Origin of the sequence: Actinacidiphila glaucinigra (genome assembly GCF_900188405.1) — a bacterium.
Lineage (GTDB): Bacteria > Actinomycetota > Actinomycetes > Streptomycetales > Streptomycetaceae > Actinacidiphila > Actinacidiphila glaucinigra.
In genome coordinates this window covers 46,049-58,679 of sequence record NZ_FZOF01000013.1, presented here as the reverse complement: position 1 = coordinate 58,679, position 12,631 = coordinate 46,049, and the positions used below count along the sequence as shown (strand labels likewise).

General features: G+C 71.8%; 16 protein-coding genes, 1 tRNA gene and 1 pseudogene. 12 read left to right on the top strand and 6 right to left on the bottom strand.

What is annotated here, in order from left to right:
- Window positions 1-17: 17 nt before the first annotated feature.
- On the bottom strand, window positions 18-1,082 hold the full coding sequence (locus CHF15_RS24455; protein ID WP_089226022.1) for an oxidoreductase: 1,065 nt from the start codon (window positions 1,080-1,082) through the stop codon (window positions 18-20).
- A 182-nt stretch (window positions 1,083-1,264) separates the two neighbouring features.
- Here CHF15_RS24455 and CHF15_RS24450 point away from each other — a divergent pair, with 182 nt between their 5' ends.
- The 6 genes from CHF15_RS24450 to CHF15_RS24430 all read left to right on the top strand — a co-directional run bounded on the left by CHF15_RS24450 (window position 1,265) and on the right by CHF15_RS24430 (window position 4,601).
- Window positions 1,265-1,876, top strand: coding sequence for a PadR family transcriptional regulator (locus CHF15_RS24450; protein ID WP_089226021.1), 612 nt, complete (start codon window positions 1,265-1,267; stop codon window positions 1,874-1,876).
- Between the two features lie 227 nt (window positions 1,877-2,103).
- Complete coding sequence (locus CHF15_RS45865; protein ID WP_107418565.1) at window positions 2,104-2,514, top strand: hypothetical protein; 411 nt, start codon at window positions 2,104-2,106, stop codon at window positions 2,512-2,514.
- A gap of 88 nt (window positions 2,515-2,602) precedes the next feature.
- A complete protein-coding gene (locus tag CHF15_RS45860; protein WP_245939017.1) occupies window positions 2,603-3,190 on the top strand; it encodes a hypothetical protein in 588 nt (195 codons plus the stop codon).
- A 111-nt stretch (window positions 3,191-3,301) separates the two neighbouring features.
- On the top strand, window positions 3,302-3,793 hold the full coding sequence (locus tag CHF15_RS24440) for a DUF2975 domain-containing protein (protein WP_089226020.1): 492 nt from the start codon (window positions 3,302-3,304) through the stop codon (window positions 3,791-3,793).
- A complete protein-coding gene (locus CHF15_RS24435; protein ID WP_089226019.1) occupies window positions 3,793-4,017 on the top strand; it encodes a helix-turn-helix domain-containing protein in 225 nt (74 codons plus the stop codon). Before CHF15_RS24440 ends, CHF15_RS24435 begins: the two co-directional genes overlap by 1 nt.
- A 380-nt stretch (window positions 4,018-4,397) precedes the next feature.
- Window positions 4,398-4,601: a cold-shock protein gene (locus tag CHF15_RS24430; protein WP_018561948.1), complete on the top strand. Its 204-nt coding sequence runs from the start codon at window positions 4,398-4,400 to the stop codon at window positions 4,599-4,601.
- Window positions 4,602-4,767: 166 nt separating this feature from the next.
- Here the strand turns inward: CHF15_RS24430 and CHF15_RS24425 are convergent, their stop codons facing one another.
- Together CHF15_RS24425 and CHF15_RS24420 are read right to left on the bottom strand one after the other, a co-directional pair.
- Complete coding sequence (locus CHF15_RS24425; protein WP_089226018.1) at window positions 4,768-5,667, bottom strand: hypothetical protein; 900 nt, start codon at window positions 5,665-5,667, stop codon at window positions 4,768-4,770.
- Window positions 5,668-5,703: 36 nt separating this feature from the next.
- Window positions 5,704-6,081 (bottom strand): MerR family transcriptional regulator, encoded by a 378-nt coding sequence (locus CHF15_RS24420; protein ID WP_089226017.1) that lies wholly within the window; start codon window positions 6,079-6,081, stop codon window positions 5,704-5,706.
- A gap of 154 nt (window positions 6,082-6,235) precedes the next feature.
- Between CHF15_RS24420 and CHF15_RS24415 the strand changes: the two genes are divergently transcribed.
- Window positions 6,236-7,180, top strand: a complete 945-nt coding sequence (locus CHF15_RS24415) for an oxidoreductase (RefSeq protein ID WP_089226016.1) — start codon at window positions 6,236-6,238, stop codon at window positions 7,178-7,180.
- A gap of 81 nt (window positions 7,181-7,261) precedes the next feature.
- Here CHF15_RS24415 and CHF15_RS24410 read toward each other — a convergent pair whose 3' ends face one another.
- On the bottom strand, window positions 7,262-8,023 hold the full coding sequence (locus CHF15_RS24410; RefSeq protein WP_265737408.1) for an acetate uptake transporter: 762 nt from the start codon (window positions 8,021-8,023) through the stop codon (window positions 7,262-7,264).
- Between the two features lie 170 nt (window positions 8,024-8,193).
- On the opposite strand from CHF15_RS24410, the gene CHF15_RS24405 reads away from it, so the two are divergent.
- Window positions 8,194-8,613 carry a cupin domain-containing protein gene (locus tag CHF15_RS24405; RefSeq protein ID WP_089226014.1) on the top strand — a complete coding sequence of 140 codons (420 nt, stop codon included), beginning with the start codon at window positions 8,194-8,196 and terminating at the stop codon, window positions 8,611-8,613.
- 171 nt (window positions 8,614-8,784) lie between these two features.
- Here CHF15_RS24405 and CHF15_RS24400 read toward each other — a convergent pair whose 3' ends face one another.
- Window positions 8,785-9,297, bottom strand: coding sequence for a DUF6884 domain-containing protein (locus CHF15_RS24400; protein ID WP_089226013.1), 513 nt, complete (start codon window positions 9,295-9,297; stop codon window positions 8,785-8,787).
- 253 nt (window positions 9,298-9,550) lie between these two features.
- Here CHF15_RS24400 and CHF15_RS24395 point away from each other — a divergent pair, with 253 nt between their 5' ends.
- From CHF15_RS24395 to CHF15_RS43975, 4 genes and pseudogenes are all read left to right on the top strand, one after another.
- Window positions 9,551-10,192 carry a TetR/AcrR family transcriptional regulator gene (locus CHF15_RS24395; protein ID WP_089226012.1) on the top strand — a complete coding sequence of 214 codons (642 nt, stop codon included), beginning with the start codon at window positions 9,551-9,553 and terminating at the stop codon, window positions 10,190-10,192.
- A gap of 228 nt (window positions 10,193-10,420) precedes the next feature.
- Window positions 10,421-11,455 carry a GlxA family transcriptional regulator gene (locus CHF15_RS24390; protein ID WP_089226011.1) on the top strand — a complete coding sequence of 345 codons (1,035 nt, stop codon included), beginning with the start codon at window positions 10,421-10,423 and terminating at the stop codon, window positions 11,453-11,455.
- 127 nt (window positions 11,456-11,582) lie between these two features.
- Complete coding sequence (locus CHF15_RS24385) at window positions 11,583-12,305, top strand: hypothetical protein (protein WP_245939015.1); 723 nt, start codon at window positions 11,583-11,585, stop codon at window positions 12,303-12,305.
- Window positions 12,306-12,360: 55 nt separating this feature from the next.
- Window positions 12,361-12,474: pseudogene (locus CHF15_RS43975) on the top strand (IS5/IS1182 family transposase); the annotation flags it as partial.
- A gap of 47 nt (window positions 12,475-12,521) precedes the next feature.
- On the opposite strand, the gene CHF15_RS24380 reads toward CHF15_RS43975, so the two are convergent.
- Window positions 12,522-12,596, bottom strand: a tRNA-Arg gene (locus tag CHF15_RS24380).
- Window positions 12,597-12,631: the final 35 nt, after the last annotated feature.

The window sequence follows — 12,631 nt, the reverse complement described above, 5'->3', positions numbered from 1 at the left end:
CGAATGGGGCGGGCGCCTCAGACGCCGGTGTGGTGCCTGGCGAGGTTGACCCTCCCGCCGAGCGCGGTTGCCGCGTGCAGGGGCCAGTACGGGTCGCGCAGCAGCTCCTGGCCGAGGAGGACGGCGTCGGCGGCGCCGGAGCGGACGAGTGCCTGTGCCTGGGCCGGCTGGGTCAGGGGGCCGACGGCGGCCACGGGCATGCCGGTCTCGTTGCGTACGCGCTCGGCCACCGGCGCCCGGTGGCGCGGGGCCGGGACGTCCATCAGGTCGACGCCCCGGGCCTGCAGTTCCTTGGCGAGGCGGACGGTGTCGTCCGGGGTCCAGTCCTCGGGGTCGTCGCCGGCGGACTCGTCCGGCCAGTCGGCGGACGACATGCGGAAGAAGACCGGCAGGTCCTGCGGCCACACCGCGCGGACGGCCTCCACGACCTCCAGCGCGAAGCGCGTGCGGCCCGCGAAGTCCCCGCCGTAGCCGTCGGTGCGGTGGTTGCTGTGCCCGAACAGGAACTGGTTGACGAGACCGCCGTGGACGCCGTGGACCCCGGCGACCTGGAATCCCGCGTCCAGGGCGCGCCGGGCGGCGTCGGCGAAGTCCGCCACGACCCGGCCGATCTGCTCGGTGCCGAGTTCGTCCGCCGCGGTGGAGCCCGTGCGGAACGGGACGGGGCCGGAGCCGCCGGGCGTCCAGCCGTACCGCTTGCCCGGGGTGACCGGGAACCTGCGGTCGACCCAGCCTCCCTCGGCGGGGTCCATGCGCCCCGCGGCGAGCTGGACACCGGGAACCGTGCCCTGCGACTTCAGGAACCCGGTGATCCGCCGGAACGCCTCGACCTGGGTGTCGTTCCATATGCCGAGGTCGTACGCGCCGAGCCGGTTCTCCGGGCCGACCGCGGTGGCCTTGGCCAGGATCAGTCCGGTGCCGCCGGTGGCCCGCGCCGCGAGGTGCGCGAAATACCCGTCGTCCGGCACGCCCGCCAGGTCCCCGTCCGGTGCGGCGCCGGAGTGGGAGATGTCGGCCATCCAGATGCGGTTCGGAACGGTCAGTGAGCGGAGAGTGACGGGCTCGAACAAGGTGGTACTCACGGAGCTGCCTCCTGGAAGTGGGGGAGGGGGTGGGCGGCCGTGGTCGCGCGCCCAACAGGGCGTCCATCGGGACGGCTTGCGGCGGTCGTGTCGATCCCTCTCGACCGTCGAAATCCACGGTACGGTATGGACGGTTATGTCCGGAATATTGAGATTCAGATGGTCTGAATCGGGAGGCAGCGATGCCGACCGCACTGCCGGTCAGTGCCTACGTCGTCCTCGGCCTGCTGGGCAGGCACGACGGCGCGACCCCCTATCAACTCGACCAGAGGATCCGTCAGAGCATCGGTCACTTCTGGGTCTTCCCCCGCTCACAGCTCTACGCCGAGGCCGGACGGCTGGTGCGGCGCGGACTGGTCGTCGAGCGCCAGGAAGAGGGAGGCCGCCATCGGCGCACCCTGTCGCTCACCGAGGAGGGGCGACGCGAACTGTGCCGGTGGCTCGCCGCACCGACGCGGGCCATCACCGAGATCCACGACGAGGGGCTGCTGAGGCTCTACTTCCAGCCCCAGACGTGTGAAGCCGGCATCGATGCCGACGCGACCGGCGCCGCGACCGGCGCCGCGGACACCGTCGACGCGATCGGCCGGCTCGCCGCGGAGCAGATCCGCGCCCATGAGGGCCAACTCGACGAATACGGACGGCTGGTCGCCTCCGGAACGCTGCCCGCGGGCTCGCCCCAGCGGGCCACCGTGGAGGTGGGGCTGCGGTTCGAGCGAATGATCATCGACTTCTGGCGTGAGATCGCCGCCTCTCCGGCGCACCTCGTGGGCGAGGGCGGAGCGGAGACGTGACCGCGGGGCCCGTCCCGCGTCGCCTCCATCCCGGCCGGGCAGCGCCCGGGCGTTCCTGCACATGAGGCGGCAGGGCGGTGAACGGACGGAGGTGGGGGAGGGGCGGGAGGGGGCCGATGTCCCGCGGACGTCACGGAAGAGCACCCACCCCATCCGCGGGGCCGGAAGATGCTGATGAGGGGCCACATCATGGAACCGGCGGAGTATGGCAAAGGGGGTTCGGCGCAATGGAGTTCACGGTCGGGCGCACGCTGCGAAGACGAGGGAAGCGGTGGACGTTCTGGGGACTCGTCGCCCTGGCGGGCGCGCTCGTCTGGCTGATCGCGCCCCGCGACGGCGAAGTCCTCGGCCCGGGGTTCGTGGGGGCCCTGGCCGTGGTGGCGGTCCGGCGCGGATGGAGGGACCTGCGTGATGCGCGGCGGCCGTTCCGGCTGCGGATCGACGAGTTCGGGATCACCCTGCACGACGCCGAACTGGCCTGGGAGCAGACCGACGCGGCAGCCCTGTGGCACTATGCCGCGCCGGACAGCGAGAGCGCGGCGCCCGAGCCGCGGCTGATGCTCTGGACGGCGCCGGGCGTGACGCTGCCGCGCCGACGCGACCTCACCGCGGACGCCCGGACCCGCTACACCCGGTGAAGTGCGCGGACCTGGACCAGAGCGTCCGGGAACTCACCGCCGCGCTCGCCGAGCACGGCGGCGCCACTTCGAGACGGCGCCGCGCGCCGTGCGGGCGCCGATCCCGGTGACCGTCGCCGGCCCCGGACTCCGCGTGCCCGGCGGGGAGCAGACCTTCACCGCCGACGAGGGCGCCGGCCGCCGGATGGCCACCTGGGCGGTGTCGGCGCTGGCGTGCAGCGCGGTGTCCGGCTCGTTCATGCTGTACCTGATCTTCCATCCCGAGCAGGCCGACTATGAAGCCGGAACCGGGATCCCCGTCACGGTGGCGTTGCTCGCGGCGATCGTCTGCCGGATCCAGGCGGGATCCTCCTACGTGCGCCGGCGCAAGCCGATGCGGCTGCGGATCGGGCCCGCCGGCATCGGCATGCGCGAGGTGGCCGGCGAGGAGAGCTTCTTCCGGTGGGCGCGGATAGCCACCGTCACGGTCGGCTCGCATCCGCGCGGCGTCGAACCCCGCCCGTGCCTGACGGTGTGGCCGCTGCCGGGGAACTACGGGGAGGAGCAGCCCGACCACCTGGTCGACGGCCACCGGGCCTACGTCCTGGAGCGGGTGGACCGGCTGCCGGGCGGCGCGGAGGCGGTCGTGCCGGTGCTGCGGGCGTACGCGGGGGAACGGTACGCCGGGACGGCCTGACCGTACCGGGCCGCGATATGAAACCGCCGCCTGCCCGCCCGCTGCCCCCGACCTTGCTTCACCTATCGAGATTCGATAGATTCCCATCGTAACTCGATGTAAGGATGGGTCATGGGAAAGCTGACAGTGTGGGCGTTGCGCGCCGTCCTCGTGGTGGTGCTAGCCGGCACCGTGTTCGTGCAGGTGGGGATGGTGTGGGCGTTGGTGTCGGGCAACGACCCGGAGGACGGGTCGCTCCCGCTGACCCCGCTGCGCCTGGTCACGATCCTGGGCATGGTGTCGGCCCAGGTCGCCCTGGTCTGCGTGTGGCGGCTGGTGACGATGGTGCGACGCGGCACCGTGTTCTCGCACGCCGCCTTCCGGTACGTGGACGTCGTGATCGGCGCGATCGTCACGGCCGCCCTCGTGTGGTTCGCGGTCACGGCCATCAACGCGCCCGGACAGCGCGAGGACCCGGGCGTCACCGTCATCATGGGCGGCATCGGCGTGGCCATCCTGGGTGTCGCGCTCCTCGTGCTCGTGCTGCGGATTCTGCTCGCCCAGGCCGTCGCGCGCGACGTCGAGGCGACGCAGCTGCGGGCCGAGCTGGACGAGGTGATCTGATGCCGATCGCCGTCGACATCGACGTGATGCTGGCCAGGCGGAAGATGTCCGTGGGCGAACTCGCGGACCGCGTCGGGATCACTCCCGCCAACCTGGCGGTGCTCAAGAACGGCCGCGCCAAGGCGGTGCGCTTCGCGACGCTCGCCGCGCTCTGCGAGGTGCTGGAGTGCCAGCCGGGCGACCTGCTGCGCTGGGAGGACGAGGACGGCACCGCGGAGGGATGACGCGCCCGGGGCTGGCGGGCGAAGGCCTGGGGAAGCCGGCCCGTGCCGACCCGGCGGTAACGGCGTCACCTCCGTGATCGGCACCCTGTGGATGGCCGCCCTGGGGGCTGTCGTGGGCGTGCGGAGGCGGTGCCGGGCGGCATCCCGCCACAGCCACCCACACGCGGATCCGGGCGGGCCCACCGTCCGGTCGGGGGCCCGGGAGCATGGCCCGGGCGGGCCCGCGCGGCGGGAGACCGTCGAAACGACACGCGGGACGCGCACGTAATCACTGGCGCGAGGGGTGGGTTATCGGGTAAGTAAAGCCGGGGCCCAGCAAAGGGGTCCGACGGCGCACCAGGGGGTGCGCCGGCATCAGCAGCATGTGAGGGACGAACACAGTGGCATCTGGCGTCGTGAAGTGGTTCAACTCGGAGAAGGGCTTCGGCTTCATCGCACAGGACGGGGGCGGGCCGGACGTCTTCGCCCACTACTCCAACATCTCGGGCAACGGCTACCGCGAGCTGCAGGAGGGTGAGCACGTCACGTTCGACGTGACGCAGGGGCAGAAGGGCCCGCAGGCGGAGAACATCGTCCGCGGCTGACCGACGCAACGCAGGCGTGACGCCGCCGTCGCACCCAGCGACGGCGGCTGCTTGCAGGCGTGGAAGGGGCGGTACACGATCGCGATCGGTACCGCCCTCGGGCCGCGAAGCGGCGCACCAGGCTCCCGGCGGCCTTCCGTGGGCCCGGTTTCGCGGACCCGGGTGATCAGTGCTGATCGCTGCTCGGCAGGTGGCGAGTGCGCGTTGGGGGAGTACCGGGCAGCGTCTCCGTGGGCCGCGGGGCGATCGCCCGCTCCGTGAGGTGGCGGGTCACCACTTGGGCCAGGATCTGGAACGCGGCCTGCACCTCCAGGTGGTCGAGGGTGCCCACGGCATCGCCCACCAGGTCGCTGCCGCCGGCCATGGTGGTCCAGCCCGTCTCGTCGGTGCCGAGGTCGACCGTGACGGTCTCGCCCGTCGGCACGGTCACCGTGAGCGTCACGGCGTCGGCGACGGCGTTCCGGCCGGAGTGCAGCAGGCCGCGGCGCCTGAATTCCGCGGCCGCCGCGAGTTCCGCCCGATCGGCGACCGCGGCCAGTGCCTGATGTGCCTGGTGCGACACGGTCTGCCCCCGCTCCGCGAGGTGGGGCAAGGTGTCCTTCGGGTCCCACCCCGGCCCCTGGTCAACCGGCGGATCCAGCACGTCGGCGACGGCGCCCAGGGCCCCCGACGCGGCGAGCGCGGCGCGTGTGACGGGGTCGGCCGGATCATGCGCGTAGGCCGGCCGCGTGACGGCGTCCGCGATCCGCGAGACCGCACGCACGGATTCCGCGTCGAGGGGTGCGCCTCGGCCCGTGAGGGGCCCGATGTGGCGCTCGCCCCGCCTGCTCACCTCGACGCCGCGCGCCGCGAGATCGGCGTAGATGGTGTCGCGGGAGACCCGAGCGCATCTGGCCAGCTCCATGACGCTCCGAGTGCCCGTACGCCAAGCGTCGGCGACCAGGTCGGCGCGATCGGAGGCGATGCGTTCCCTGCGCTCGGCCCACCCGATGAGGGCGGCCAGTGCGGTGATGCGCTCGGGCTCGGAGTGCTCGTTGTCCTCTGAGGGATCGTTGTGCTCGGTCATCCGCCGACCTTATGTCGACTGACTCGACATGTCGAGTCAGTCGACAGTGGGCCCGGCCTCCTCCCAGGCGCGGAGGTACCTCTTGATCGCGTCCCGGTTGCGCTGCAGCACGTCGATGCGCCGCTCGATACCGCTCAGCTGCTGCCGCAGACCGTCCAGATCCGCTGCCGCCGGGCAGTCCGTCACCGCTTCCTCCTTCGCGGCCTCGAGGCAGGGCAGGACCTCGCGGATCATGTCGGTCGTCAAGCCCGCTTCGAGGAGTTCGCGGATCTGCAGCACACGGTCGATGGCGGGCTCGCCGTAGGCGCGGTACCCGTTGGGGCTCCGGAACGGGTGCAGGATGCCGACCTCTTCGTAGTACCGAAGCAGTCGTGTCGCGACCCCGGTCTTCGCGGCCAGCTCTCCGATCTTCACAGCGCTCTCCTCGGCTGGACGTACCTGCGGGCGGCGCGCATCGCCGTCACCGCTTGACCTTCACATTAATGGCAACGTTTAGCTTCGTGCACGGTCCCGGACCTTTCGAGGCGGGTCGAGCGAGACCGTGCCAACGAGAATGTGAGATCAAGAGATGCCGACTGATTCAGGAACGAACGCGAGCAGGCAGGGCGGATGGACCGCGGACCGGATGGCCGCACAGGAGGGCCGAACCTTCGTCGTGACGGGTGCCACCAGCGGCCTCGGCCTGGTGACGGCGCGCGAACTCGCGGCGCACGGCGGCCGCGTACTCCTCGCCGTCCGTGACGCGGCACGGGGGGAAGCCGTGGCGTCCACCCTGCGCAGGACGTACCCCGGGGCCGACGTGGAGGTGCGCCGGGTCGATCTGCTCGATGTGGACTCCATCCGCCGGGCGGCGGCGGAGATCGGCGAGGAGGAGTCCGTCGACGTACTCGTCAACAACGCGGGCATCTCCATGGTCGAGCACTCCGTGACCGCGCAGGGCGCCGAGCGCCATCTCGCCGCGAACCACCTCGGGCACTTCGCCCTCACGGCGCTGCTGGAGCCGGTGCTGCGCCGGTCGCCCGCGCCGCGGGTCGTGAGCGTCACGTCGTACCTGCACGAGAAGGGCGAACTCGATCTGGACGACGTCGCGTGGTCCCGGAAGTACACCCCCCTCGCGGCGTACTCGGCGTCCAAGCTGGCCAACGCGGTCTTCGGCGCGGAGCTCGCCCGGCGGGAGCGGTCGTCACCGTCGCCGATCACCAGCGTCCTCGCGCACCCCGGCTACAGCAACACGCCGATGCAGAGCAAGGGAGACGGGCTCATGGGGATCGCCATGCGCGTCTCCGGCAGGCTCTTCGCGCAGAGTCCGGAGATGGGGGCCCTGCCCCAGCTCTTCGCGGCGACCGAGCCCGGTCTCGCCGGCGGCTCCTACGTCGGACCCGACGGCCGGGGAGGACGATCCGGGCACCCGGTCACCGTGCGGCTCTCGGCAGTGGCCCGGGATCCGGAACTCGGCCGCCGTCTGTGGGAGCGGTCGCAGCAGCTGACCGGCGTCCGCTGGGGCGACGCCTAGGAGTTGTGCGCGGCGTCGTACCGGCGGCCTGCGCGCGGTCTGCTGGTGCCGGGCCCTCCGAGACGGGTCGCGGGCTCCCGGTCAGCGTTCCGGATGCGCCTCGGCGTGCGAGATCTCCCGTTCGCCGGTGGAGGAGGTGATGGACACGGGGCGGTTCTTGCGGTGCCCGAGACGGGCGAGGCGTTTGCCGGGGTCGGGGAAGGTCGGGATCATGTGCCGTCCCCAGGTCGTGTTGATCACACCGGCGAAGGACGCGTACAGGGCGAGGGCCGAGGTGACAAGACCGATGGCCCCGCCGATCCGCCTCGCGGGGTCGGAGTCCACGAACTCGGCGATGGTCAGGACGGTGAGCGTCGTCGTGGCGCTTGCGAAGAGGGCGAGCAGCACGCCGGTGGTCCGCAGGGTCGCGACGGTCAGGTAGAAGGAGATGATCGTCCAGGGAAGCGCGAACATCCCGGTGGCGAGGTGCGCTTGGTCGGGCGGCAATGTGGGTTCGACGAAGTGGCCGTACACGGCGTAGGCCATCCAGAACGCGCCGAAGGCGGAGAACGCCGTACCGCCGAAGGTTCCGCCCTGCTTGAGTTCGAAGATGCCGGCCACCAGCTGGACGACGCCGCCGAACAGGAAGGCGGTCGGGAAGACCGCGGCGACCAGTTCCGGCCGGACTCCGGCGTTGAACAGGCTGACCATCAGGGTCGTCGCCCCGAAGGCGGCCAGTCCCAGCGGAGCGGGGTCGGCGACGACACGGGTGGGGGGCTCGGACATGGCGACTCCTGGGTTGGCGACCTCGGCAGGATGGCACCGGCGATCGGGGAACCGCGCTCGCTCCTTCGCGTGGCGCATGGCTCCCGACCTGATGGCCCAAAGGTGCTCGCCGGCACCGTCGCGGTGACCGGCGGCCGACGATGAGGTGGCGCATCGTCCGGGGCGGGATGGCACCCCTGTGGAGCCGAGGGCACGATGGAGAGCGGGGCGGGACCGAGCCGGCACCTCGCGGACGGGAGGTCACGAGCATGCCCACGCACCAGCCCGGCCAGGAAGTCTTCAGGTCGGTTCTCCCGCAGGACCTCGACTGGCAGCCGTTTCCCGCGTTCCCGCCGACGGCCCGCCTGGCGGTCGTCGTGGGCAACCCGTCCGAGCCCGCTCCCTATGTCGTCCGGGTCAAGCTGCCCTCCGGCGAGAGGCTGATGCCGCACCGGCACACGGAGGACCGGGTCTACGTGGTCGTCTCGGGCGTCTTCTACATCGGCCTCGGCGACACCTTCGACGAGGAGAAGCTGCGGGCGTATCCGCCGGGAGCCGTCATCGTGCTGCCGGGCGGGACCCCCCACTTCCACTGGGCGAAGTCCGGTCAGTACGTCACGCAGGTCACGGCGATCGGTCCGATCTCCCTGGAGTACGTCGACCCCGCGGACGATCCGCGGGCGGCCTGAGCCCTCACGTCGCGCTCCCGCCGGAGCGCCGGGGCGGCCACCGTGCGGTGTTCCGGCCATCGTGGCCGCGGGAGGACTGTGCTGGACGCCCCTGCTCGTGCTGCCGGCACTCGCGGGCAGCGTGTCCAGTGGCCGCGCCGCAGCAGCCGGTTGTGCAAGTGTGCCAACCCGTCAGCTGTCGAGTCGGCGCCGCGCAATGGCGCGTCGCACATCGCTTGTCCTTGCCGTGTCGATGTACGGGGTACCTGCCGCGCGGGCCATCGCCGCGAGACGCGCGAATTGCTCGCCCATGCCCCTCGTTCCGTCCAGCGGGGTCCGGGCGTGCGGCCACACGGTCTTGGCGAGAGCGACATGACGGGCGCCGCCGAGGACGACGACGGGGTCGAGGTCGGCGATCCGCAGGTCGGCCGCCTGGGCGTGGAGGAGTGCGGCGGTCACCGCCTCGGCGTGTCCGTGCGGGGTGTCGTAGGGCTCGATCTCGTCGCCGAGGTCCAGCAGGCCGTAGCGGGCGGAGAGGATCATGAGCCGGTCGGGCTGCAGCGCCTCGGCGGCCCTTCGGCACGCCCGGTGGTAGCCGCCGGTGTACATGTCGGCCGCCCTGGCCCGGTGGTCCAGCTTGCGAACGCCGCAGGGGACGACGACCAGTTCCGGTCGGAGGCCGCTGGTGTTCCGCGTCGAGGTCATGTGAGTTCCTTCCGGGGCGTGTGGCGGTCCTGTCCGTGAAGATGGAACGCGGCCGGGGACGGCGCCTGTGGCGGCATCGGAGGACATCGAGCCCTCACATGTGGACGTGCCGTCGAGCGGGCGGGGAGGGCTCCTGTGGTGGATTGCTCGTCAACGGCGTTGATCTCGTGGGGAGTTCACGTCGGCTGCGATTGCTCCCGAGGGCGACTCGTCCTTCCGTTCCGCCTAGGCGACCGGTCGTATAGTGATCGTCATGGGACACACCAGTGATGCCGGAGAGAAGATTCTGCGCGCTGCCCACTCGCTGTTCGACCAGCGCGGCTACTCGGCGCTGGGCCTGGCGGAGATCTGCAGGGCGGCCGGAGTGCCCAGGGGCAGTTTCCACTACTTCTTCGCCTCCAAGGAGGCACTCGCGCTCAGCGTCGTCGACGAGCACTGGGACGCACAACGGCGCGCCTGGCTCCGCCTTCTCGGCACCGGCGCGGAGCCCCTGTCGCGCCTGCGGGCGCTGTTCGAGGCCACGGGGGCCCGGCAGCGTGACGGGCAACCGGATCGCGGCACCATTGCGGGCTGCGTGTTCGCCAACCTCGCGGTGGAGACGGGTGACCAGACCGAAGCCGTCCGTCAACGCCTGCGCGAGATCTTCGAGGCGCAGGTCGCCATGGTCGAGTCCGTTGTCAGGGAGGCCCGGCGGCGGGGCGAGGTGAGCGTCTCCGACCCGCGCGAGGCCGCCCGGTCCGTGATGGCGCAGCTCGAAGGCCGGGTCCTGTTCGCCAAGTTGTACGGCGACGCGGCGCGACTCGGTCCCCTGTGGGCCAACTGCCTTGCCCTGCTGGGTGCCCGCTGCCCGCAGGCGTACGCCACGGGAGAGCTCGGAGGCGCGGTGCCGGTGTGACGACTGGGAGGTTCAGCCTCTCAGGAGGGAGCCGGCAGGTCGTGGCATCGGCGCGGGCGGCGGGCGCACGATGAGAGGTGGAAAGCCTGGGAGCGGCCGGGCTGCCGAGGCCTTCCGCGCTCCCTCCCTGGCCGCGCAGGCTGAGGTTCCTGGGCCTGATGTGGCTCGGGGGACTGGGGTGACGCGCCGCGGTGAGCGTCAGTGCGGCGCATGACCGGAAGGTGTCTCATGGTGCACAAGCGCCCTGGAGCGGGTCCGCTCACGGTGAGGGTGTTCGTCTTCCCGGGGGTGCGCCTGCTCGATGTGACGGGCCCCATCGAGGTCTTCGCGTCGGCGAACGAATGGGGCGGGGCGTATCGGGTGCAGGTCGTGTCCGAGGACGGGGCGGAGGTGGTCACCGCCGCCGGGACGCGTCTCGGCGTCGACCTGTCCCTTGCCGACGTACGCGACTCCTGCGACGTCCTGGTGATCCCGGGCGGCCCGGAGTGGGAGACCCTGATCAAGGACGACGCGCTGCTCGACACAGTACGGGAACTGAGCGGGAAGGCCCGCTGCACGGCGTCGGTCTGCACGGGCGCCTTCCTGCTGGCCGCGGCCGGGCTTCTGGACGGCCGGCGGGCGGCGACGCACTGGAGGCAGACGCGCGAACTGGGCCTGCGCTACCCGTCCGTGGACGTCGATCCCGACGCCATCTTCGTGCGCGACGGGAAGATGATGACCTCGGCCGGTGTGACCGCCGGCATCGACCTGTCCCTGGCCCTCGTCGAGGAGCACCACGGGGCGGAGGTCGCCCGTGCGGTGGCCAAGGACATGGTCGTCTTCATGCAACGACCGGGCGGCCAGTCCCAGTTCAGCGCCCGGTCGAGGCTTCCGCAGCCGCGTCAGGAGATGCTCCGCGGGGTCCTGGACTCGGTCGCGGAGAACCCCGGGGACAACCACTCGCTGTCGGCGATGGCCCGCCGGGCGGGCGTCAGCGTGCGGCACGTCACGCGGCTCTTCTACGACGAGGTGGGCACCAGCCCCGGGCGGTACGTGGAGGAGGTCAGGCTGGAGGCCGCGCAGGCGATGCTGGAGACCGGTGACGAGCCCATGGCCGTCGTGGCACGGCGCGCGGGCTTCGGCTCACCCGAGTCGCTCCGCAGGGCGTTCGTACGCCACCTGGGTGTGACGCCGGCGGCGTTCCGGGCCGGCTTCCGGACGACCGGCGCGGGCACCGCGGGCGTGCCGGAGTCCGAGGCCGTGACGGCAGGTCAGTCCTCCTGAGAGGCGTTGCCTGTCGTTTCACGCGCCGGTGCGTTCTCAGTGTCTTGTCGCCTGAGGGCTGTCCGCCAAAGATCCGGCGGTGGTCCCAGCTTCGATGGTCGCAGAGCCGGGCGGCATGATGACCTCCGTGACCAGCAGCGCGGAGACGCACCCTGACCGGATACCCGGCTACGACGGCGGCCCCTTCACCCACCGTCCCGAGCTCTTGGACGAGAGCCTGTTCTGGCTCGGCCACCTGTACAACTGCGCCCAGAGCGAGGAGGCCGAGGAACTGCTCCTCGGCGCGGACGACGAGGAGGCGGCGGACCTCCAGCGCCGGCTGCTGGAAGGGGACGACTGGCCCGTGTTCACTGTGCCACTGGCCGGCGGCCACAGCCTGTACGTGGTGTACCGCGCCTTCGAGGAGGACGAAGGCGTCGACTACCTCCTGCACCACCCCGACTGGGACCAGGCCGAACACCTCGCCCAGGACGACGGGCACTTCATGGGCCCGGCCCTTTCCTGGGCCGAGCTGACCGCCGCAGCGGACAACGGCGTGCCCGGCGGCAGCACCACTGATCCGGATGCCCGGCTGCTGCTCCTGCTGCCCGCATTCGGCGATGACGCCGTACCCGATGGCGCCGTCGACCGCCTGACGGCGGCACTGCGCGCCCGCACTCGGGTCGAGACCCCCGATCGGCTCGCCGCCGCCCTGATCGAGGACCAGGGACCCTGCGGTCCCGTGGGCTGGACCACAGCCGAGCGCGGCTACCGGATCAACAACGGCGGTCTGTCCTTCCGCAACCCCGCCAACCGCTTCGCCTGGCCGGCCACCCGCCTGGCCCGTGTGAGTGCCGCGCTGGCCCTCTGATCCGCACAGTGCAGCCGCCGGACGTCGCCCCAGATGATCTTGTGGCGGGACAGTCCCGTTCAGCGGACCGGGCCCGCGGCCGTTCGGCAAGCCGATCACCGCGCTGCGGCGCGAGGGCGCGGATCCGGTACGCGAGGGCAGGCCGTGGAGTCTGCCGGTGGAGGACCGTCATCAACGGGCCACGGGCAGCGCCCTGTCGTCCGCTTCGGAGGGGGGCGGAACCGACCGGATTCGAACCGGTGCCCTCGCGATTTCGGAGACCGCGCGCGACTGCCTCTGCGCTACGGCTCCGCCCTGGTGCGACAGGCCAGCCCAGACGGTCCCCG